The sequence below is a fragment of the Neobacillus phoenicis genome (assembly GCF_047302305.1).
Classification (GTDB): Bacteria; Bacillota; Bacilli; order Bacillales; family Cytobacillaceae; genus Neobacillus.
Window position 1 is genome coordinate 3,904,692 of record NZ_CP154847.1, and the last position, 22,881, is coordinate 3,927,572.

Below are 22,881 nucleotides of genomic sequence, written 5' to 3' on the forward strand. Positions count from 1 at the left end.
GCAACTTCTTAAATACTGATTATTCACTGTTAGAGATTTGCTTGTTTAAAGGTATCTCCACCCTCAATGGTGCCATTTTCAAATCCTTTATTAAACCATCGCTTTCTCTGTTCAGACGTTCCATGTGTAAAGCTTTCAGGAACCACATATCCTTGTGCTTTTTTCTGAATATTATCATCACCCACAGCGTTTGCTGCATTCAGCGCCTCTTCAAGGTCCCCTTTTTCAAGGTAACCCTTCCCTTTGGCGTCGTGTGCCCAAACACCCGCCAAGTAGTCTGCCTGCAATTCAAATCGAACGGAGTATTCATTTGATCGTTTTTGGCTAGCTGAAGCGTTGTCTCCCATATTCAAGAGAGTCTGGACATGGTGGCCAACCTCATGTGCAATAACGTACGCCATCGCAAAGTCACCAGGGGCCTGGAATCTTTGTTTCAGCTCCTCATAAAAACTTAGGTCAATGTATAGCTTGTGGTCACCCGGACAATAAAACGGCCCTACAGCCGAACTGGCAGATCCACAGGATGACTGGACGCTGTCCCTGTACAAAACGAGCTTAGGATTTTCGTATGTTAGGCCTTTTTCCTTGAATTTTTCTGACCAAACATCCTCTGTATCGGCAAGGACAACAGAAACAAAGTCCGCCAGTTCCTTCTCTTGAGATGATTCTTGATATGGCGCGCTTGTATCTGAACCAAGGTTGGATGTACTGTTGTTGATTAAATCTCCCGGATTGCCTCCGAGGAGTGTAAAGAGGAGCACAATAATAATACTTCCGATACCGCCTCCAATTACTGTCTTTCCTCCCATGCCCATACCTCTTCGATCTTCAACGTTTGAGCTTTGCCGTCTTCCTTTCCATTGCATTTTTTTACCTCCCTAATAATTACTGACAGAGTATAATCAACCAGTTATCTATTTCCATAATGTTATACCCATGTAAAAGGGAAATAAAAATATGTATTTATTGGAAGTTGTTTCTTGAACTACTTGTTTCACACATTCTAATAGTTTTCAAATTACGATGCATAAAAAATCCACCTCTCCAAAAAGAAAAAGTGGATGTATTCTTAAAGATAGAGGCGAAATTGATTGTATTTTTCTAATAGAAATAATGACTTTGATAATATATTGTATACCTAAAACAATGAAAGCCCTACCTCTCTTTCATCCTTACGGCTCCTTGTCCGTGCCAGTGTGAATCAGGATTGCACAAATCAAATGACTTTTTTATCGAGCTATTTGATGAAACTTCAAACGTTCGTATAAGAAATTTAGATATTAAAAATGGATTAGATTGTAGAAATAACAAAAGAGGTTAATGCTCTGAAAGTGAGTTGAAGAAGCTGAATGTCTTTGAAGTGATTTACTTTTACTATTATCATCTTCCCATAAAAAGTTCAGGATGTTTTTGGAAGATGTACTACAATATCTATAATTACCTTAACAGAAACTTTTTATTTGATTTTCAGTGATCCCTTTAATTAATTCCAGTTCACTCATCAAAAATCCATGTGCGTTATCCAACATTATTTTTTCGCTTGAATTAAGTGCTTTTTCTTTCTTCATACGCATTAAATCACGTACAACTTCAGCACCTTCTTGTATTTTACCCGTTTTAATTTTATCAGTGTTCACTTTATACCTTTGCTTCCACGGCAGTAATCTATCTGATTCTCCATGCTGAAAAATGTGTATGATGTGTTTTAATGCAATTATGTCAGTAACTGGGCGTATATTTGAACTCAATATTTTCCCTGTAGGAATCATGACTTGCATATTACTGATTAACATTTTTATGACATAATACTGTTGTTTTACCCCTGAAATTTCCTTTTCTTCTATGGCTTTAATTATACCTGCTCCTTGCATTGGATAAACAATGTTATCGCCAATTTGAAACAAATAATCCACCTCCATATATGGTAACCTTCTTAAGGTTAACACATTTAATATTTTTTATCAAATTTTCTATAATATCATAAATTCAATTTAAGCGTCAACTACTTTTTCTTTTAAAATTAGAAAATGCATAGACAATAGGATTCGTGTCGGATTACCAATAAAGGGAAGGTTGATTTTCCTCGCATCTATACTGAAACCTTAGCAGCTATTAGAATATAAACTTTCACTTTAGGAAATATAATGATGACTATTTACTTCCTTCATCGAGAATGGAGTGAGAAAAATGAAAGATTTACATTCAATCCAAGGGGTAGAACATTTTGTAAATGATCACCAACTTAGTTTTATATATGTATTAAAACAGAGTTGACGCGTTTGTCACGCTTTACTTCCTCAGGTTGAGGAAGTTATAAAGGAGTTTAGGCAGATTCATTTTGGGATAATTGATACAGATGAGGTAACAGAAATAGCCGGACACTTTGGGATTTTCACTGTCCCGGTTCTTCTATTGTTTGTCCACGGAAAAGAATCCTTGAGAGAAGCACGAATAGTCCATCTAGATCTCTTTCAGAAGAAAATAAAAAGAATATATGAGTCTGTGCTAAATTAAGATACTCAAACTTTTACTTAAGTTAATTAACCGTAAAAATACAATTTTTTTAAAGAATAAGCCGGTTGGAGCAATTTGTCATGCGGCACAACTGCTTACAGTCATCCCAGATTTGATGAAGGGCCGTGAATACACAGCTTACCCTTCTTGTGAGCCAGATGTAAAAGCCTGTGGGGCGACGTATATCAAAAAAAACGTACACACGCATCAAAATTTGGTTTCAGGTCAAGCATGGCCGGATTTACCAACATTCATGAGAGAATTTATAAATTTGCTGAAATAATCGAAGCTGATATCACAGAACCATTAGCATAGTTTTTTGAGACATGTTTAACTTCAATAAATAATGTTAGCTAATTAGGATGTAGTGGTTTACAGTTTTTTTCTTATTAGTTGAAAAAGAAAACATTAAATCTAATCAACAAAGGGTTGGAGAGATCTCTCCAACCCTTTCATTTACTAACCTATTAATGGAACGTAACAATTTTGTTTAAATCAAATCGGTGATGAGGATACCCTTCACCATCTGGTCTTCCAATAGGAAGGATTCCAGCAAACTTTACGTGAGAAGGAAGATTTAATAGTTCTATTACCTTGTCTTGATCAAAACCTAGCATTGGATTACTGGCATAGCCCATTCCTTGAACTGCTATCATTAGGATGCCGAACGCAATATTTGTTTGTGTTAATCCCCATTGCCCACGTTCTTCAACACTCATTCCATTAAAGAAAGCTGACAAATTGGCTACTTCTTCTTCTTTCCGAGCTTCTGATAGATTTGGATGTACAGTTTCTGATAAATTCGCCAATACATCTTCCATATCACTTGTTACAACGATTACTGCAGGAGCAGATGTAACCTGCTTTTGCCCATAAGCAGCATCTTCAAGTTTTTGTTTTAAATCTTCATTTATAATTACATGGAAACGCCAAGGTTGAAGATTCCATGCACTTGGTGATAAACGAGCAAGTTCAAATATGTTTATTAGGTCTTCACGGTCAATCGGCTGTTGAATATATTTACGAATACTGTGTCGTGATTCTATTGCTTGCTGTACTGATGTTGTTTCAATTTTAATCGTCAATGATGGTCACCCTTTCTTTAGTATTTTTAACTCCAATTGATTAAGGATACTCTTTAAAAGTTTACTTTTCCGCCATTTAATGCAACAATGTAAAGTTTTTTCAGATCTTCCACTGATACTTTTCGTGGATTTGATGGAGTACAAGGGTCTTCAACAGATCCTGCTGCCATCTGCAGCCAAATATTAAGTAGTCTGCATAGTGATCATTAACCTTGTTTAATCATTTGTTGCATTTTTGCTGCTGCAGCTTTAATATCTGCTTGTCCAGTAATACCACCGCCAACAATGATAAGATCTGGTTGTGCTTTGATTACTTCTGGAAGTGTTTCTAATTTAATGCCTCCTGCCACTGCAGTTTTTTCATTTTTTACAACGCTTTTAATGGTTTTTAAATCCTCATATGAGTTTTTTCCAACTGCTTGAAGATCGTAACCAGTGTGAACACAAATATAGTCCACACCTATTGTATCCACTTCTTTAGTACGTCCAGCAAGGTTTTTTACAGCAATCATATCAACAAGAATTTTTTTACCTTGCTTTTTAGCCTCTGTCACTGCACCTTTAATGGACTCGTCTTCAGCTGTACCTAGAATCGTAATAATATCTGCGCCAGCTTCAGATGCTTTCATAACTTCATACCCAGCGGCATCCATAATTTTTAAGTCAGCTAATACTTTTAGATTAGGGAAGGCTTCTTTCATTGCCTTTACAGCATGAAGACCTTCATTAATAACAACCGGCGTACCGATTTCTACGATATCAATATGTTCCTCAACTTGTTTAACAAGCTCTATTCCTTGGGATGTTTACTAAATCTAATGCTAATTGTAATTCCATTTTAATTCACTTCTAATAATTTTTTCAGATTGTCGTACAGTAATAATATCTCCAAAGTATATAGTACCATTACGGTAATATTTCCATATTGGATTATCTGTACCAGCAGTAAGGATCAATGGTGTTCCCTATCGCTGAACAAATGCAAGTATACAATGTATGATGTTATATTAAAAGTACGCACTCTTATCTTACATAGTGCTAAAAAGTATACTATTGATGATAATAGCCATGGAGGTGAAATAAAATGTCACGAATGCAGGATAAGGTGTTTAACTGTGAAAAGGAATTAACCCTTTCCGTTATCGGTGGTAAATGGAAAATTCTTATAATGTGGCATCTAGGAAGAGAAGGAACAAAACGATTTGGTGAATTGAAGGCTTCTGTAAAAATATCTTGAAAAATTATCTACACAATTAGGATGAAAGTAGTATGAATTAATCAGAATAAAGGAGGTTTTTTTTGATGGCTAATACAAAACGCATTCTGATTGTGGTGACAAACCATACTAAAATCACCGATGATCATAAAACTGGCCTTTGGTTGGAAGAATTTGCTGTACCATATAACGTCTTTAAAGAGAAAGGCTACGACGTAAAAGTCACCAGTATTTTGGGTGGTGAAGTCCCGCTGGATCCAAGCAGTCTGCCCGCTGAAAAGAATGCGAAATGGGAGGAAGCGGAAAAAGAATTAACCCACACCATCAAATTAAGAAAAGAAGACGCCCAAGGGCTCGATTCGATTTTTCTGCCGGGTGGGCACGGAACGATGTATGATTTTCCTAACAATGAAACCTTGCTTTATATTTTGCAACAATTTGCAGAAGATAAAAGGGTCATTGGGGCTGTTTGTCATGGCCCTTCAGGCTTAGTGAATGCCACATACAAAAATGGAACCCCATTGGTGAAGGGCAAAAACATTACTGCCTTCACCGATGATGAAGAACGGGAAGTCAAATTGGTTCAACATATGCCTTTTTTGCTGGAAACTACGCTTCGAGAAAAAGGTGGAATCTTCTCGTCTCGTAGCAATTGGACAGACTACTCGATTCGAGATGGAATCCTAGTAACAGGACAGAATCCGCAGTTCAGTAAAAGTACAGCGGAAAAAGTAGTGGACGCCATCGAACATCCTGCTTAAATGGATGTCTATTCATAGAACTGTTCGAAAGCACTGTCAAAACCATACCGTTTTGAACGGTGTTTTTACATTTCTCCTCTTTGGATCAGAGGATTGAATAACTAGGAGTAAGAAATTCGATGAGGATACACATACTGCTCATTTTTGATCGTTGGATTGGCGCCATAGAATCAGTTTTAGACGAAATGATTAAACAAAACCAGATAAACTCCATAATTGATCCCGAGAAAGGTGCTCAAGCGATGGTTGCTATGCTTGGAGGAGGAATTTTGATGAAACAACAATAGATGATATGGAAAGGCTATTAACTGGAAGCATGGACACTAAAATGTTTTTAGAAATTACTACATGGAAAACGTTTTTTTACTTCTTTGCACCTATAACCACTCACGAAACAGTCATATCTTGTTTAATGTACGAAAAAACCAACGTATTTCATTTTATTTTTCTTACAGAGGTGGACTCTTTCACGGTGGATTCATTGGGCTACATTTTGGATACATTATTGGAAACAAAGGAGAAGTAGAAGACAAATCAAATATTAAAGGTGATTTTGATGAATAAAACAACAACAAAAAAACAAGAAATTATCAATGCATTTCAATTCCGCTATGCAACAAAAAAATTTGACCCAACAAAAAACATTTCTAACGAAGATTTCCAATTCATACTAGAAGCAGGCAGATTATCTCCAAGTTCAGTCGGATGGGAGCCATGGAAGTTCTTAGTCGTGCAAAATAAACAATTAAGAGAAAAATTGAAACAAGTAAGCTGGGGAGCACAAGGACAACTTCCTACAGCAAGTCATTTTCTGATAATTCTTGCACGAAGAGGACTAAGATACGATTCTGATTATGTAAAACATCTAAATAAAAAAGTGAAAAAATTACCTGATGATGTCATCGCTACAATAACACCTCGTTATAAAGAATTTCAAGAGTCTGATCTTCATTTATTTGAAAGTGACAGAACATTATTCGATTGGGCGAGCAAACAAACATATATTGCACTAGGCAATATGATGACAGCTGCCGCCCTAATTGGAATAGATTCATGTCCAATTGAAGGTTTTAACTATGACAAAGTACACAACATTTTAGAAGAAGAAGGATTACTTGAAAATGGGAAATTCGATATATCCGTAATGGTTGCATTTGGATACAGAGCCGCTGAACCAAAACGACCAAAAAGTAGACAAAGTATAGAAGATATTGTTCAGTGGATAAACTAATCCCCTATCTTTTTAGATGGAAGCGGTGGGTTCGAAATTTACTTCCGAACCCCACTCTATCCAACTATAATGTAGAACTAACGTAATGCTTTAACAAGGGCTTTTCCAAATTCTTTCGCACCTTGTGGACCATCGCCAGTAATAATATCATCATGGGCAACAACGTGTTGTTCAACATATTTAACGTCAACAGCTATCAATTCGTTCTTTTGAACATCTACTGGATAGCAAGTTGCTTCTCTTCCAGAAAGCAAACCAGTTTTAGCAACTGTAACAGCCCCTGCACAAATTCCTGTTACAAGAACTTTCTCATTGTAAGCTTGCTTCAAAAAGCCTTGTAATTCTTGATTTCCCCATAGATGATCATTTGTACCAGATCCTCCAATTACCGAAACAACATCAAATTCTGTAGGCGATACGTCTGAAAAGATAACCGATGCAGTTGCTTTCCCATCATAGTCACCAGTAATTTCACCTGCCTCGGTGCTAGCAATGGTTACTTCGACTCCTGCATTTTCAAGCTCTTCTTTTGGTTTGAATAACTCATCTTCATTAAAACGTTCTGGCGGTATAATTAAGAGTGCTTTTTTACTCATTATTTTTTCCTCCTCAAAAAGAAAAAGATTTGTTGATAACATTTTTTCATATATTCGTATTTTTACCTGTGGCTGTTAACAATTTCAGCTAAAATTTCAGCGAGCTGTGCAAGTTCTAGTGTATTGCGAAAAGCATCAGCTGGAGACCTTTCAACGTGCAATCGGTGAAAGGTCTAGCAATGAGAATGGTATATCAAATACTTTTTTGTATGCTCAGATATGATTCATCCTCTTTCTAAAAAGTCTTTATTACATATGCTTTGAAATTATTTCTGTCAAAGCTTCTTTTGGATAGAACCCGATAACCTTATCTACAGCCACTCCGTCTTTGAAAAGAATCAACGTTGGAATGCTCATGACTCCAAATTTTCCTACTGTTCCTGCGTTTTCATCTACATTAAGCTTGATAATTCTAACTTTGTCACCCATTTCACCATCGATTTCCTCCAATACAGGTGCAATCATTTTACAGGGACCACACCATGGTGCCCAAAAATCTACTAAAACTAATCCCTCTTTAATTTCAGTGCTAAATGTTTGATCTGTTACGTGTGAGATAGCCATTATTATATCCTCCAATTCATACTTATAATTTTAATAAAAGTATTTTTTATGTTTACAAAAAATACAAAATTACCCCCCTTTTAATGTAATAAAAAAAGTTACAGTTTGTTTTTTTATGAAACGTACTGTAATAAAATAGTTTACAGTATAGACATTACGAAGCACTTGCCGGGTTAATGTCCCTAACAAACTAAACTATTATAAAAGCCACTTTTCAAATTGATTGCTTCCTGTTCAAAAGGAATAACTGTAATTTTAATATTTACAGTTTATGAAGTCAAGAAAAATTAACTCGATATTCTCAAATTCCACTATAGTGGGGATACACCGATGAAAAGTTCTCATCGCATTTTGCGTTTTTCACCTGAAGCAGATTTTTAAGTGGAATGTTTACTACTAGTTCTTCATGCGCAATTTTAGTTGTTTCCTCACATAAAAAAGGCAGCAGAATCGCCGCCTTAAATTTAGGACACCGTTTTATTTAAAAGGTCTAAAAATAAATTACTACATCTTTGAATGAATCAGTTTATTTCAAAGAAACTTTACCTTGAATTTCAATTTTAACATCTGCTTTTTTCAATAAATTTCCGACTTCGCACCCTGTATCTGCTGCTTCCGTCGCTCTTTGTGCGGATTGAATTTGTTCTTCTGTTGCATCTTTAGATAAAACGATGTGAGGATAATGGATAATTTTAAATTCATTATCAGATATATTTGCCTCTGAGTTCACTGTAAGTTCAGCAACAGGCAGGTTTCTGCTTGCAAGTACAAACGTAAGAGTTGCTGTATAACAAGTAGTTACCGATGAAACAAGAATCTCTTTTGGATTTGCTCCGTTGCCACTACCTCCTAAAGATGTAGGAATAGCGATTTTTGTATCAAGATACTCCGCTTTAAGAGTTCCATTCCCTTTTACTCCACCATCCCAAACAGCATTCACATTTATTTTCATATCAGCCATGTTTAACACTCCTTCAAATAAATAAATTATTATATTTATATCATGTTCGTTCATGTATGTTTTTTATTCTATAAGTATCGCAAGTAGTTCACGAAAGATGAAAAATACGGTACAAAACATTGATTACGGTGTAATTAAGACAAATTCCGCGCAATTAATGTGGGTTCGGTACAATTACTTTCTAACTATACGATAATGAATGAATTTTCAACCTATAATATATTAAAAAGCAATAAAGTTTGCGAATAGAGCCTTAAGAGTATTCGAATGAATCGAAGGTCTTGTACAGATCGGTGAGAAGAAATTTCTCAACGATCTGAAAATAAATCCTGCCGTTATGAAGAGGCTATTTTATAAGTTGTAAAATTGAAACAAACTGTGCTACCAAAGCACCAAACCAAACTAGGGTAACATCAACAATAATGACCCCAATGTTTTAAAAAAACAAAAAAAGGCCATTCCTACGCCAAAGGACAGTATCATACAAACTGATTGAATGGCAGCCTTTAATGTTTTTGTCAAATAAGTTCCTATAAAATATCTAGATACTATTCTATAAATTATTACTCCAATCAGTCCAATGCTGGTGACAATAAATGCATATAATAAGTAATCAACATCTTTTTGTTGTTCAACTATCCTAATATTCAGCCAGTAACTTATGAATGAATAAATGTTTACATAAAGCAAGAAAAAGAATGGAGGAAATCAAACTCTAATTTTCTTATTGGCTCATTTATCAGGGGGATTGGCTGATTTTGGCACTTGATTGGCTCATTTTCCGGCGGGGGTTGGCTCATTTTTGATTAAGATTGGCTCATTTCCATAGATTATGGCTTTTATACCATTTATAACCAATTTATCATCATGAGAAAACCATAAGGACAACCCGTCCTAAAGTTATTCATAACCCCGATGAACGAAAAACCGCAAAAATAAGTTTCTTTCTCTATTCCTTTATATTGCCAAATAAGAAGTCTCTTCACTCATTTTATTTGGTTCTATTTTTTAACCAGTTGTCAAATTCGGTTGCGACTAGGCGTTCACCTGTTAATCCTTCAGATTGCTCGGAAGCAAGATAAACGATAGGTTTTGCCATGATTTCCGGCTTCAGAAGCTGAGAGTTTCCTTCAAGTTCCCTTCTCACTTCATCAGGTATCATTCCGGTTACGGTGGCCCCGCCAGGAAGAAGCATATTTACCATCACTCCAAATTCACGCAGGTCTTCAGCCATGATAAATGACAGGGACTCGGTTGCGGCACGAGAAGGGCCGTATGGGACAAATCCTTTTCGTTTCATGGTTTCATAATTCATCGATATATTAATGATTTTTCCTCTTCCCTGCTCGACCATCAGAGGAGCGAATCCCCGGGAGGTTAGGAAATAACCGGTCACATTTGTATCGATTAAATTTCGAAACCCTTCAGGAGAGACCTGATAAAAAGGCTGTGGTTCTGTAAGGAATTTTGGGTTTACAGTCTTCATGCCTATCCCTGCATTGTTCACGAGGACATCGATCTTACCCCATTCAGTTTTTACCCAGTTCACTGCATTTTGTACCGATTCCTCTGACCTGACATCCAATGGAAGTTCAAAAACATTCGAATATCCCTTATCTTGAAGGGTTTTTACAGCTTCCGTCATTTTTGCTCCCGGACGGGATGCCACTGCAACCGTTGCTCCTTCATCAAGAAGTGCTTCTACCATGGCATATCCTAAACCGCTTGATCCTCCTGTAACAACGGCATGTAAGCCAGTTAATTCTTTTGCCATTTTTCCACCTCATTTGGTTTAAATTCAAATCTTCGAAAGGATTATGATAGTATGTACAGTTTTTATATATCAGTTCCCCTGCAGTTAAAAATTTTATGTGCATCGGAAGCGACTAAGTTTTTCCAAACTCATTCTTACTTTCTTTGCTAATAAAGCCCAGCCAAATAATCCATTATCTTAAAAACCTGGAATGGTTAAAGATCAGGAAAATCCCGACCACTAATTTAACCCTTTTTTTCATAGAAATAAATTCCTTCCAAATTCCAGGATATAACTTTATTATATCTCAAATTCCTCTGAAAATTAAAAAGCTGGCCCTGTAAGTGTTCATAAGAACCTCGGGGTCAGCCTGACTTATTGATGAATCGATTGGATGATTTTATTTACTAAACCTTCCGCATCTTTTGCTTCTACAGTCGTTAATTGGATGTGCAAAAGGGTTTTACCCGGCACTCCAGGCACCTTCTAAAGCAATCTGTGACTTATACATCAACTTCTGTATGATGTTCAAGGCAAGTAATTCCAACGCTTTTCCCGCCTCCGTCAAGGTATTTCAATCCATCCTTCTTGATAACAGTGTCGTAAGAAAGCACTATTTGTTCTGATACGTACATAAACAGTAGTAGGTTTTAAACCCTGGTCATTAAGCATATAGCCAATATAGGTTCGAAACAATTCAACTGTAACTTCTTCATTAGGTACATCTCCTCCCAAGTAATCATTGAGATAATGAAAATGCTCATAATAGCCTTGGATTGTAGGCTTTGACAAACCCTCAGTCTGTTTGAAAGCCATAAATCGCTCAAACATTTCAAACAGAATCATCTATTGTTCAGTTTGTTTGAACCGTTTAATATTCTGATTACTTCTTGAACCTTTTCGCTGAGTTTTCCTTACGGGTTGCATAAAAAAATCCACCCTTCTTTCAAGAATTTGGTGGATTTGACACACTAGTACACACAAAATCAGTTGCACTAGTACTATGTAATTTTTAGAAAAAATACTGGTGACTTTTCACTATCAACTCACTGTTCAAACAGCCGGTAAAACCGTGCTTAAAAACAGTCGAAGCCCTTGATATCACTAGGTTTATTTGGCGGGACTGCGTGGGAATCGAACCCACCAAACCTGGCACGCAGGTCTCAAGCAGTTTTGAAGTTTGCTAGCATCTGTTTTTCTAATATCTTGATGTATCCTCGAGTACTGATAAATCAAGCTTTCTTGCTTCCTAGTGTTTTCTTGTGATTTGTAATTTTAAAAATTCTGGCACCAAGCATGGCACCACTCATTCACCTTTTTTGATGTTCTATATACTTCAGAAATAATGGTGGTCTTATTCAATTTTTTTAAGTAAAAAAGCTTGTTTTTTGAAAATAAAACTAGGCAATAAAAGAATTGCCCAGCAATCCTTTTCTGAACTCTTGCGCTCATTAGCCTTCAGGCAGAGGTGATTCATTACAAAAAATCAAAGAAAAAATTCACTTAACAGCATAGATCGACTCATCCACCTTTAATTATTTATAAGAATAAAACCCTTGCCCGGTTTTCTTACCAAATCTTCCAGCCTCAACCATCCGTCTCAGCAGTGGGCAAGGTCGATATTTGGAATCATTAAAACCCTCATATAGGCTCTCTAATGTAAAAAGAAGCACATCTAGTCCGACATAATCGGCCAATCTAAGTGGACCTAGGGGATGATTAGCTCCTAATTCCAATCCACGATCAATTTGTTCCGGTTCATTCCCTTCCATCACTAAATAAACTGCTTCATTCATCATCGGAACTAGCACACGGTTAACAGTAAATCCAGGAAAATCCTTTGCGATAATAGTCGTTTTACCCATTTTTTCTCCAATAAGCTTTACCTTTTGCAGAGTTTCATCAGATGTACTTAGTGAATAAACCAATTCAAGCAATTTCATGACAGGAACTGGACTGAAAAAATGCATTCCAACCACTTTATCCGGACGTTCGGTTACCCCACCGATGGCGGCAATGGATAATGAAGAAGTGTTACTAGCTAGAATGGCTTCTTTATTAATCACTTGGTCCAATTCCCGGAAAACAGCTTGCTTGAAAGACAACTTTTCTGGCACAGCTTCGATGACTAAATGCGCATCTTTTCCAGACTCAAGCATAGTTGATCCTTGGATACGATCCCAAATTAATTCTTTTTCCCCTTTTGTCCATGTTTCTTTTTGAATTAGGGACGTTAGTGTATTCTTCATCCTTTCCATTCCTTGATGTAAATCTGCTTGTGATCTTTCCACTACAGTAACGTCAAATCCAGCTTTGGCTGAAACAAGGGCGATTCCACTCCCCATCAAACCTGACCCTATTACAAGTATTTTTTCCATGTCGATATCCCTTTCTATACTCTTTCAATTATCATGGTTGTACCCTGGCCACCACCAACACAAAGTGTTGCCAATCCAAGAGTTTTATTTTGATGGATTAACTCATGAATAAGGGTTACCAAGATACGTGCTCCAGAACAACCTACCGGATGACCTAAAGCAATTGCTCCACCATTTACATTTAGCTTGTCTCTCGGTATCTTCAATTCGTTAATGACCGCTAACGCTTGAGCTGCGAACGCCTCATTAAGCTCGAATAGGTCGATATCCTTAATCGTTAACTTTGCCTTCTCTAACGCCTTGATGGTAGAAGGTACGGGACCAATTCCCATGATTGAGGGTAATACCGCAGAAGATGCTGCAGAACGAATTCTTGCAAGTGGTTTAAGCCCCCACTCTTTTACTTTTTCTCCTGATACCAAAATCAGGGCTGCAGCACCATCGTTTAATCCAGAAGAGTTCCCGGCAGTAACTGTCCCATTTTCCTTAAACACAGGTTTTAGTTGTCCCAGTTTTTCCAATGAGGTGTTTTGTGGATGCTCATCTGTATCAAAATTTATTTCCTGTTTCCCTTTCATCACCTTAATAGGAACTATTTCATTACGAAATCGCCCTTCCTTTATCGCATCTAAGGTCTTCTTATGACTCTCAAATGCAAAAAGGTCTTGTTCTTCACGCGAAATGCCGTATTTTGCTACCAAGTTTTCGGCAGTAACTCCCATATGATAACCTTCAATTGCACAATGAAGACCGTCATAAAGTAATCCGTCAACCGCTTGCGCATCTCCCAATTTTTTACCCCACCGGCTGTCCAATAATAGATGTGGAACATTTGTCATACTTTCTGTCCCTCCAACTACTATGGCATCCGATTCACCTACCTTAATCTGGTGGTATCCAATGGAAACAGCTCTCATGCCGGACGCACATTGTTTATTAATGGTCATCGCCGGAACCGTAAGAGGCAACCCCGAATGATAAACAATTTGTCTTGCAGGATTCCCCTTCCCTCCCGCTTGAAAAACATTTCCTATTATTACCTCATCAATTTGTTCTCCAGTTATGCTAGAACGGTTTAGACAAGCTTGAACCACCGTTGAACCCAGTTGAGATGAACTGTAGGATTGGAGACTTCCTCCAAATTTCCCAATAGCACTTCTTGCTGCCGCAACAATATAAACCTCACTCAAGTCAATCTCTCCCTGTCTGTTTTATATTTGTCAGAACTATATTTTTTGGATCGATAACCTGGTAAATCAAAACCAAATTCCGAAAGTTTTAATAACCTCTAAATTTCAATACGAAAAAAATGTATGTAAACATTTTTATAAAAACATGCCAAGGGAGACTCTTAAGAATCCCTTGACATAGTTTTTAAGATCAGTATTTATATAATCAAATTATGAGCGGGCTGCACGAAGTTGTTTTGTAGCTTCAAAATCTACCATTAATCCTTCCGGGTCTTTCAAAGGATCGCCAATAATTACGACCCCATAATCAGCCATTGCTCCTTCAATTGTCACGTATTCATCGCGTACATCGTTTTTCACTTTATCTGGATCACGCTCCAATGGATTGCCCCATCCTCCGCCGGAATTTATAAGGTAGCGAAAAAACGAATTTGGTTTTGTATGCCATACCGGATTTTTAGCGTAGTAAAAATATTTACCGTTAGTGTCCAATTTTTTTGTGTTAGGATCTAATATCCCTGCAATAGGTGTCGACTTAGCGTAGGTCTCTTGGTTTATCTCAAAGAACTGCTCAGGTTTCCTGATATTCAAATGGTCTGGATCCCACATCCATACGGCACCGGAACAACCATCCTTTCCACCGTTTACGCCGAAACCGCTTGGCCTTTTGAAATGCAACGGCATCGAGTAATGATCAGCTTCAGTAAGCCATAAAGTGTCCTTCAATACACTAGCTCCGCCACGATGTTGCCCTGCTCCTGCAGTATCGGCAACATATTCTTTCCTCAACACAATAGCTGGTATCTCCATCTCAATAGCCTCTATTGCAGGATCCAGACTGTTACACAATGGAACGACGCTATAACTGTCACCATCTCCTGCTTTCGTTCCACCCCAAGCTCCATGTTCCCCACCGCATTGAGCAGATGTTACCCATGGTGTACCATCAGGCCAACGTCCGTTGGCATTGTGGAGGTTAAGTGAAAACACATCGCCAGCTACTGCGTTCTCTCCCAATACATCCTTCAATGCACGGTAAATTGAATGAAGTATTAACGCTGAAGCCTCAAAATACATCATGATGGCTCCATCGGGTGGCATCGCGCTAACGATGGTAGCATCAGGTAATACAAGGTCAATATTACGCATTCCCCCAGAGGAAAAGCGGGAATTAGGATCTAGTAAAAATTGCAAAGCTACAGCGACTGCACATTTTGCGTCCAAATAGCCACAGTTGATGGAAGTACGAGCTTGACGCGAAGAACCACTTAAATCTACCTCCATTCTGCCGCCTTTAACGATTATTTTTGTCCTTACGCGAAACTCTTCAGAATCATCCATTCCATCACAATCGATATAGTCTTCTCCTTCATACACACCATCAGGAATGTTTTCAATCGATCTTTGCATTGATTCAGCAGAAATATCCACGCCGTACTGAATCGCACCTAAATATGCTTTTAAGCCGTAACGATCGATTGTTTCGATAATCAACTTTTCTCCTAATTTAAGATTCTCATAAATCGACATCATATCCGGTTTCATAGTGCTGCCGAATCGAGCGTTATCAAAAATTAAATTCCATGACTGTTTGCAAGGTATATCTTTGTGATATAACAATTGAGGTCCTATGACCAATCCATTTTCATAAACGTTTTTCTTTGTACCACTGAAACCGGCAGGAACAACTCCTCCCATATCCAACATATGTGCCTGAAGGTTAACAAAACTTACTAACTGATCCTCTCCATTTACATTATAGAAAATAGGACGGATGAAACACACATCGTTCACATGGGTCCCGATACGGTAAGGGTCATTAGCGATCAATACATCGCCAGGCTCTAAATTATCTCGACCGAATTCTTCCACAGTATTTCTGATTGCCTCGGGCATAGTTCCACTAAACAAGATTAAGCTGTTACTACATGCGGGCATTGGGTAGTCTTGCTGAGGTGAACCTGAAATCGTTGCAGCAAAATCAAACCAATCTCGCAAAATAACCGAAAAAGCGGTTGTTAGTAACCCGGAACACATATGTTCAACTATATAGCGTAATTTGGTAGAAATGACCATTGCAGTAAACCGGTCACAACCATATTTTTCTTGGAATTCAGCATCAGTCAGATCACGTATTAAAATATTTCTATTTATCAAACTTTCAGTCATCTAGATACCTCCTTAGAAATTCAGATTATTCTTTGGATCAGTAATATCTCAAAAATCACTAATTTAAATCTCTAGTAATAATGATTTCACCATACTTTCCTACTACAGCTGTTTGATTATCTTGAACAAAAATTGTTGACATCGATTCGCGGATAATGGCAGGACCATTAATAACATCCCCATTTAATAATTCATCCCTTGAAAATATACTTGCAATGATTGGTTCATCGGAAATATACTGTAACTCAACTTTACTTTCAGGGAACAAATAGCCAGTTGTCCTTGATGGTAACACTGGATAACTTACTTTTTCTGTTGAAATGACAATCTGTAGTCTGAATGTTGCCCCGACTACTGGTAAACCTTCAAAGCGGTTCCCCCAGGCTAATTCATAAGCTTCATGAAAATTAGAAATTAATGTTTGAATGGTATCGCTTGTAATTTCACCATCAGGGATATTTACAAAAGGGGTTTCCCATGTTTGCCCTGCTAGGTGACCGTCAAAGGTACGGACAATCTTGATTTGACTTAATTCGGTCGAAATCTTTGAAAGCAGTTTTGCTTCCATTTGTTTATATAGTTGATTAATTTTCTCAGCTGCATTTTCATTAAGCGTTACATAAACGGAACAACTATCACTGAAAACTAGATCTGAACTCAATAAACCAAGTGCAGAAAATAAACCGTGATATGGAGGGACCACAACGCTCTTTGCACCTACCTGGTTTAGCACTGCAGGTAATAGCATTGGACCTGCAGCTCCATATGCAATAAGGCTATAGTCACGTGGATCGATTGCATGTTTAATACAGATATTAACAATGCCCTCACTAATTTCGCTTAACCCCAAGTTGTAGGCGTACTTGATGCGCTTCTCCATATCAAGATTTGTGTCCAATTCTTCAAATGCCTTTTTTGCCAATTCACGATTCAAGTGAATCCTTCCACCTAACGGAGAATCGCTGCTAAGGATTCCAATCATCATACAAGCGTCAGTCATGGTTGGGTTTATTCCACCTCTGTCATAACATGCAGGACCAGGGAGACCTCCTGCGCTTTCTGGTCCAACCTTTAACTCTCCGGTAGAGGAATCAATTTTAATTATACTGCCACCGCCGGCTCCGATACTATGAACCTCGTTTGTCAAAGTGTTTACTAGTAAGTCATGTTCTAATTGGAAATCAGTGGTTACTGTAGGTCTTCCGTTTTTTACAATGCTTATATCCGTTGATGTTCCTCCAATATCTGCGCAGATTATATTTTCTTGTCCTATCAAACTGCCAAAATGAGCACTGGAAACAGTTCCGCCAGCTGGACCGGAAAAAACTATTTTATGAGGTCTCTCTAATGCAAAATCAGATGGTGAGAGATTAGCTGCGCAGTCCGCAAAATTAATTTCTCCATTAAAACCCTTATCCCGCAATCCACTGATTAAATCTTGGGAATACTTGCCGTACACAATTTTCATAAAAACGTCAATTACCGTTGTAGATGAACGGGCAAACTCTTTCGCAAGAGGGGAGGTTTCAGATGAGATTGAACATGGAATATCTCCTAAAACTTCTCTAACAAGTTCCAATAACCTCTTCTCATGTTCAGGATTGATATAACTATTAATTAAACAAATCGCTATTCCTTCAACGTTACATTTTTTTATAATTTCAAGTTGTTCACGGGCATGATGCTCATCCAAAGGGATAAAGATGTCACCATCGCTCTTAATACGTTCACGGATCCCACGCCGTAAATAATGGGGGACCAACGGTCTTGACGCATCGCCAAATGACCTTCTCCAATGAGGATCGGTCTGCGCTTCAAGAGGTCGCATAGCGCGCCCACCGTCCAAAATATCCCGGTGACCCAGTGTGGTTAAAAAAGCAACTTTAGGTAAATTACGAGTTAAAACAGCATTTAGTCCAGATGTGCTGGCATGGTTAAAAACCCCCATATTCTTCAAACCTACCAATTCCGCACCTTCAATTACTGGCAGTTCCATATTCTTTGGATTTGTAGGAACTTTTACTGCTGAAATTTTACCTTCCTTTACCGCAATTACGTCAGTAAAAGTCCCCCCAACATCGACACCGATCATTCCATTCATAATTGTATCCTCCTATTCTTTCATTTTTAAAGTGCTGGGAATTCACCATTCACGGTGTTGTGCAATATTTAATATTCATATTGATTCAGTCAATGTCTTTATTGAGCCGAATAGCCCCCACTTTTCCCTTTTGATCGAACAAAGACATGATTGACATTTCTCAACTTTCCACCAACCACCTTCACTTAATACAGGGTAAGCCTTAATATCTGTGCTTTTACATTCTGGGCACTCGCCATTTACTGATTTTTTTTCAACATAAACATACGGTTCTTTTGGTCGTAATACTGGTTGCATATGTTATCACCTCTATTATTTGTAGTTTTGCATTTGATATTTTACTAAAGTCCAATAGTACGCGTTTTCTCCCTAAGGAAATATAAAATACCAGTTGCACTTTAATTAAACTGACTTTCTAAACGGGAGAGTTACAACAACGGCTCCTGGACCTACAGAAATACCTTTTGAGGTCTCGGACCATATTTCAAGTTCCACTAGGTACTCGTCTTTTTCCTTCCATTTCTTTTTAACAGTACCTTTTGTCACTACTATTTCTCCTACGGTATTAAATACTCTCATACGGAAACCTTTTAGACTTTTTATCGTTCCAGCTAGACCAATATAATTACGAACTGTTTTCTCCCACATCCCTTGAAGAAATATGACGTTAGCATACATGTCAGGTGCACCTGTCTGCTGGGCATACTCTGAATTATGGTGAATTGAATTGAAATCACGATTTGCACCTGCGGCCATAACAAGCCGTGCAACAGTTAGCGGGAATTCTTCAGGTGAGATCGTATCTCCTATAGAAACTTTTTCCCAATACCGTTGATCACTTTTTTTCATAAAAATTTATCCTTTCTGTCAAAGTGAGATTCGCAAATACAATCACTCAACGGGAAAGTAGTGGTATGTACTTATACGAACTACCGCTACCAACTCTTCTTTTTGGTTTTGAACTTTTGTTTCCCAAACCATAAATGCTCCTCGACCAACCTTTGTTTCTTTTGGGGTACAAGAAAGTAGTACATCACCTACTCGACAGAGCCGGTCGCCTACCAAGATTGGTTTTACATAATCGACCTCGATATCTGTTGCGAAATAGCAGGGGGTTTTTGGTGCAACGGCTGTTTCGATTTGAAGCAAAGGACTCTCTACAGCTGGAGCGTTTCTTTCTGCGGTATTGAAAACATGCATATCGGGTTTCCAATAGGGCTCAATTAACCATGTTAAGAGACTACTATAAGGAGCAATCACATCTGAATATCGAAATTCTTTGGCAACGGATTGGTCATAATGTAGTTGACAATCAAACTCAAGGGGCTCTAAGAAACGGCGAATTGCGCCAAGTTCTACAGCATCTGCTCCCCATTGATCTTGTCCTTCACTAAAGTTCTTCCCTATTGCTTCAATCATCGGTTGCCATGCGTTTTTCCAATCTGACATACCTCTTAATCCTTTCTCTATTAAATCGATTTTAAGTCGGGAGACAATCCCTGAACTCATTCACTTTAAGTAAGTTGAGTTCGACTAGCAGTCTTTCGCAATAGATTTTTATTAAATTTGCCATTTGCATTTTTAGGAATTTCATCTACAATTTTAATTTCATCCGGCAGCCACCACTTCGGAAACTTTAGCGACAGCCAATCAATCAAGTCAACTTCAATTTTCGGATTATTTATCCCTTTTTTCAGTAACACGAAAGCTAATGGACGTTCTTGCCACTTTTCGTGAGGAATAGCTACAACGCAGGCTTCTAAAACAGTCGGATGAGCCATTAATTCATTCTCAAGTTGAACGGAAGATATCCATTCTCCCCCACTTTTGATCACATCTTTATTTCGATCCACGATACGTATTGAACCTTCATAATTGATTGAGGCAATATCTCCGCTTCTCCACCATCCATTAACAAAAGCCGCTTTTGACCGCTCGTCATTATAATACTCACTGGCAATCCATGGCCCACGCACTAATAGTTCTCCCATATGCTTATCATCCCATGGGAGTTCTTCGCCTAAATCATCTACAATTTTCATCTCTAAACCAGGTATTAACATTCCTTGTCTTGAATAAATGTTAATCTTTTCATCGTCATTAAATTGTTTTTGATCACGTCTAATCCGTGTAAATGAAACCATTGGAGAAGTTTCCGTAGCACCGAAGCCTTGAACAATTTGAACTCCATATTTGTTTAGGAACTTTTCAATTATTGCTTTAGGCACCGCTTGTCCTCCAAGTTGGAATTTCCGCAAACTGGATAAATCAAAAGGTCGATCTTCTAGAATTGTCATCATATCAACCCCTAGAGTAACCGCACCTCCAGCATATGTGATTTTCTCTAATTCTATTAGTTCCAAAAGATCACTAGCTTTTGGCCGTTCACCTGGCAGTACTAATTTTGCTCCAGTAGCGATAGCAGCATATGGTAATCCCCAAGCATTCACATGGAACATTGGGACAATTGGTAAGATATGATCATGCTCGGAAATTCCCATCACATCTGTTTGGCATAAGGTTAACGCATGTAGGTATATACTCTTCTGAGTGTATGCTACTCCTTTAGGAAGTCCCGTAGTGGCGGATGTGTAGCAAATAGTAGCTGGTGTATTCTCTTCCAATTCTTGAAAACGGAAGTTAGAATTGTTTTCGGAAAGAAGTTCTTCATAAGAGTAAAGTGGTGATAGTGTTGTTTTTGGTATACTTTTTCCCATAATGACATAGGCTTTCACCTTTGGTAGCTGATGGGATATTGCTTCAATTGTAGGAAGTAAATCTTTGTCAAAAAATAAAACTTTATCTTCGGCATGGTTAATGGAATGAATAATTTCTGCTTGACCATATCGAATGTTAACAGTATGCAATACAGCACCATAACATGGGATTCCAAAATACAATTCAAGATGCCTATAATTATTCCATGCAAACGATGCAATTTTGTCACCTTTATTAATACCTAAAGAAATTAAAGCATTGGCTAATCTCTGGACTCTATCATAAAATCGAGCATATTTATAACGAAATAAGGACCCATCTTTTTCCCTTGAGACAATTTCATTGTTAGGAAAACATCTAACCGATCTTTCTAATAATGTCTTTAAATTCAGTTGATATGAATTCATTTTTACCTCCTTTTCCCCTATAAGGTTTTATGTATCCTAAATCCTGTTAACTAGGGAATCTTGACACTATTTTTTCAGATATATATTTCTTGTTGAGATTCATTTATTCTTTTTCAAGAAATATTAGAGTATGTTGCCACCTCCTTAAAAACCACTAATATATTTTGATTATTAAGAAAAGTCTAATATAATAGATAATAAAGATAAAGTTAATGATACCTACATATCTGTAAGTTTTAATTACATAAAAAGTATAAGGAAAGAGTTAAATGAATTTTAAATAGGAGAGGAAAAATAAAATGCACATTGAGCAGCTTGAATATGTTATTGAGGTGGCAAAAAAAGGAACAATCTCTAAAGCAGCTGAAAGCTTACATGTATCTCATTCTGCTATAAGTCAAGCTATTACAAACCTCGAGTCTGAACTTGGAATACCTATTTTTAAACGGTCTCGTTCTGGAAGCGTTTGTACAGAGGCAGGAGAAACTGTACTAAAATTGTCCTATGAAATTATGAATAAAATTACTGAGCTGAAAGAAATTGGACAACACTCAAACCAGGTAAAAGGCAATTTATCTATAGCTTCCTCTCCTATTTTTTTCTCAACGTTTCTCCCTGAAACTTTAAACACTTTTAAAAAGGATTTTCCTCATGTTCAAGTTGAAATTAACGAAAATAGCACTGAAGCTATTATAGAAAGTGTAAAAAATCACCAAATTGATCTTGGTTTAATTTTCGGATCGGCGGAAACTCTTAGTGAGGTTTCTCGCTTATTAAAGTCACGCTCACTTTATCAACCTAACTTTATGGTTACTGTTAGTAGAAACTCAGCCCTAGCAAACAAGGATGTAATTTATACTGAAGAAATTCTTCAATACCCGTTGATTATTCGAAATGAAAAATTCGCCAAAAAAGTTTGGGAGGATATTTTTTCTAATTACGGGAAAGGAGAGATCTTATTCTATTCCAATAACGATGATGTAATTAAAAATGTAATATCAAATAATTTAGCAGTGGGTTTCTTCACAGATTTAATGGAACAAGACCCTATGATATTAAAAGGAGACATTCGCCTGATTCCTTATATGGACAAAATAAACATGCCAACTCTACATTTGATTTGTATACAACCCAAAAATAAATACACCACTGTTGTAGAAAGAGAATTCATTAAGTACACAATGATGAATTTAGATTCTTATAAGTCGAACTCTTAAGATTTGTTTTTTGCCATGGA

General features: G+C 37.4%; 21 protein-coding genes and 3 pseudogenes. 7 read left to right on the plus strand and 17 right to left on the minus strand.

Annotation, left to right across the window (positions count from 1 at the left end):
* Window positions 1–29: 29 nt before the first annotated feature.
* Together AA0X95_RS20110 and AA0X95_RS20115 are read right to left on the minus strand one after the other, a co-directional pair.
* Window positions 30–866 carry a neutral zinc metallopeptidase gene (locus AA0X95_RS20110; RefSeq protein ID WP_413300961.1) on the minus strand — a complete coding sequence of 279 codons (837 nt, stop codon included), beginning with the start codon at window positions 864–866 and terminating at the stop codon, window positions 30–32.
* A gap of 576 nt (window positions 867–1,442) precedes the next feature.
* Window positions 1,443–1,904: a CarD family transcriptional regulator gene (locus tag AA0X95_RS20115; protein ID WP_413300963.1), complete on the minus strand. Its 462-nt coding sequence runs from the start codon at window positions 1,902–1,904 to the stop codon at window positions 1,443–1,445.
* 388 nt (window positions 1,905–2,292) lie between these two features.
* On the opposite strand from AA0X95_RS20115, the pseudogene AA0X95_RS20120 reads away from it, so the two are divergent.
* Window positions 2,293–2,514, plus strand: a pseudogene (locus AA0X95_RS20120) (thioredoxin family protein); the annotation flags it as partial.
* A 43-nt stretch (window positions 2,515–2,557) separates the two neighbouring features.
* Window positions 2,558–2,797 carry a DJ-1/PfpI family protein gene (locus tag AA0X95_RS20125; RefSeq protein WP_413310129.1) on the plus strand — a complete coding sequence of 80 codons (240 nt, stop codon included), beginning with the start codon at window positions 2,558–2,560 and terminating at the stop codon, window positions 2,795–2,797.
* A gap of 184 nt (window positions 2,798–2,981) precedes the next feature.
* On the opposite strand, the gene AA0X95_RS20130 is transcribed toward AA0X95_RS20125, so the two are convergent.
* Both AA0X95_RS20130 and hxlA read right to left on the minus strand, forming a co-directional pair.
* Complete coding sequence (locus tag AA0X95_RS20130; RefSeq protein WP_413300965.1) at window positions 2,982–3,599, minus strand: nitroreductase family protein; 618 nt, start codon at window positions 3,597–3,599, stop codon at window positions 2,982–2,984.
* A 206-nt stretch (window positions 3,600–3,805) separates the two neighbouring features.
* Window positions 3,806–4,436, minus strand: a pseudogene (gene hxlA / locus AA0X95_RS20135) (3-hexulose-6-phosphate synthase).
* 247 nt (window positions 4,437–4,683) lie between these two features.
* Here hxlA and AA0X95_RS20140 point away from each other — a divergent pair.
* The 4 genes and pseudogenes from AA0X95_RS20140 to AA0X95_RS20155 all read left to right on the plus strand — a co-directional run.
* Window positions 4,684–4,824: pseudogene (locus AA0X95_RS20140) on the plus strand (winged helix-turn-helix transcriptional regulator); the annotation flags it as partial.
* A 77-nt stretch (window positions 4,825–4,901) separates the two neighbouring features.
* A complete protein-coding gene (locus AA0X95_RS20145) occupies window positions 4,902–5,576 on the plus strand; it encodes a type 1 glutamine amidotransferase domain-containing protein (RefSeq protein WP_413300967.1) in 675 nt (224 codons plus the stop codon).
* Between the two features lie 119 nt (window positions 5,577–5,695).
* On the plus strand, window positions 5,696–5,863 hold the full coding sequence (locus tag AA0X95_RS20150) for a hypothetical protein (RefSeq protein ID WP_413300969.1): 168 nt from the start codon (window positions 5,696–5,698) through the stop codon (window positions 5,861–5,863).
* A 269-nt stretch (window positions 5,864–6,132) separates the two neighbouring features.
* Window positions 6,133–6,807 (plus strand): NAD(P)H-dependent oxidoreductase, encoded by a 675-nt coding sequence (locus AA0X95_RS20155; protein WP_413300971.1) that lies wholly within the window; start codon window positions 6,133–6,135, stop codon window positions 6,805–6,807.
* 77 nt (window positions 6,808–6,884) lie between these two features.
* On the opposite strand, the gene AA0X95_RS20160 is transcribed toward AA0X95_RS20155, so the two are convergent.
* From AA0X95_RS20160 to AA0X95_RS20220, 13 genes are all read right to left on the minus strand, one after another.
* Window positions 6,885–7,403, minus strand: coding sequence for a DJ-1/PfpI family protein (locus tag AA0X95_RS20160; protein WP_413300972.1), 519 nt, complete (start codon window positions 7,401–7,403; stop codon window positions 6,885–6,887).
* A gap of 249 nt (window positions 7,404–7,652) precedes the next feature.
* Window positions 7,653–7,967 (minus strand): thioredoxin, encoded by a 315-nt coding sequence (gene trxA / locus AA0X95_RS20165; RefSeq protein WP_119118299.1) that lies wholly within the window; start codon window positions 7,965–7,967, stop codon window positions 7,653–7,655.
* Window positions 7,968–8,493: 526 nt separating this feature from the next.
* The gene (locus AA0X95_RS20170; RefSeq protein ID WP_413300975.1) at window positions 8,494–8,928 is read right to left on the minus strand and encodes an OsmC family protein; all 435 of its coding nucleotides are present in this window, start codon (window positions 8,926–8,928) and stop codon (window positions 8,494–8,496) included.
* 991 nt (window positions 8,929–9,919) lie between these two features.
* Window positions 9,920–10,702, minus strand: a complete 783-nt coding sequence (locus AA0X95_RS20175) for an SDR family NAD(P)-dependent oxidoreductase (RefSeq protein ID WP_413300977.1) — start codon at window positions 10,700–10,702, stop codon at window positions 9,920–9,922.
* A gap of 543 nt (window positions 10,703–11,245) precedes the next feature.
* Window positions 11,246–11,527 (minus strand): phage integrase SAM-like domain-containing protein, encoded by a 282-nt coding sequence (locus AA0X95_RS20180; RefSeq protein ID WP_413300979.1) that lies wholly within the window; start codon window positions 11,525–11,527, stop codon window positions 11,246–11,248.
* A 689-nt stretch (window positions 11,528–12,216) separates the two neighbouring features.
* Window positions 12,217–13,059, minus strand: a complete 843-nt coding sequence (locus AA0X95_RS20185; protein ID WP_413300981.1) for a 3-hydroxyacyl-CoA dehydrogenase family protein — start codon at window positions 13,057–13,059, stop codon at window positions 12,217–12,219.
* A gap of 14 nt (window positions 13,060–13,073) precedes the next feature.
* Window positions 13,074–14,249 (minus strand): thiolase family protein, encoded by a 1,176-nt coding sequence (locus tag AA0X95_RS20190; protein WP_413300983.1) that lies wholly within the window; start codon window positions 14,247–14,249, stop codon window positions 13,074–13,076.
* A gap of 210 nt (window positions 14,250–14,459) precedes the next feature.
* Window positions 14,460–16,418, minus strand: coding sequence for a hydantoinase B/oxoprolinase family protein (locus tag AA0X95_RS20195; protein ID WP_413300985.1), 1,959 nt, complete (start codon window positions 16,416–16,418; stop codon window positions 14,460–14,462).
* A 58-nt stretch (window positions 16,419–16,476) separates the two neighbouring features.
* Complete coding sequence (locus tag AA0X95_RS20200; RefSeq protein ID WP_413300987.1) at window positions 16,477–18,519, minus strand: hydantoinase/oxoprolinase family protein; 2,043 nt, start codon at window positions 18,517–18,519, stop codon at window positions 16,477–16,479.
* 75 nt (window positions 18,520–18,594) lie between these two features.
* Window positions 18,595–18,816: a hypothetical protein gene (locus AA0X95_RS20205; protein ID WP_413300989.1), complete on the minus strand. Its 222-nt coding sequence runs from the start codon at window positions 18,814–18,816 to the stop codon at window positions 18,595–18,597.
* 105 nt (window positions 18,817–18,921) lie between these two features.
* Window positions 18,922–19,368 carry a hypothetical protein gene (locus tag AA0X95_RS20210; protein ID WP_413300991.1) on the minus strand — a complete coding sequence of 149 codons (447 nt, stop codon included), beginning with the start codon at window positions 19,366–19,368 and terminating at the stop codon, window positions 18,922–18,924.
* Window positions 19,369–19,410: 42 nt separating this feature from the next.
* Window positions 19,411–19,968: a MaoC family dehydratase N-terminal domain-containing protein gene (locus tag AA0X95_RS20215; protein ID WP_413300993.1), complete on the minus strand. Its 558-nt coding sequence runs from the start codon at window positions 19,966–19,968 to the stop codon at window positions 19,411–19,413.
* Window positions 19,969–20,033: 65 nt separating this feature from the next.
* The gene (locus tag AA0X95_RS20220; RefSeq protein ID WP_413300995.1) at window positions 20,034–21,644 is read right to left on the minus strand and encodes a long-chain fatty acid--CoA ligase; all 1,611 of its coding nucleotides are present in this window, start codon (window positions 21,642–21,644) and stop codon (window positions 20,034–20,036) included.
* A 299-nt stretch (window positions 21,645–21,943) separates the two neighbouring features.
* Between AA0X95_RS20220 and AA0X95_RS20225 the strand changes: the two genes are divergently transcribed.
* Window positions 21,944–22,861, plus strand: a complete 918-nt coding sequence (locus tag AA0X95_RS20225; protein WP_413300997.1) for a LysR substrate-binding domain-containing protein — start codon at window positions 21,944–21,946, stop codon at window positions 22,859–22,861.
* Window positions 22,862–22,881: the final 20 nt, after the last annotated feature.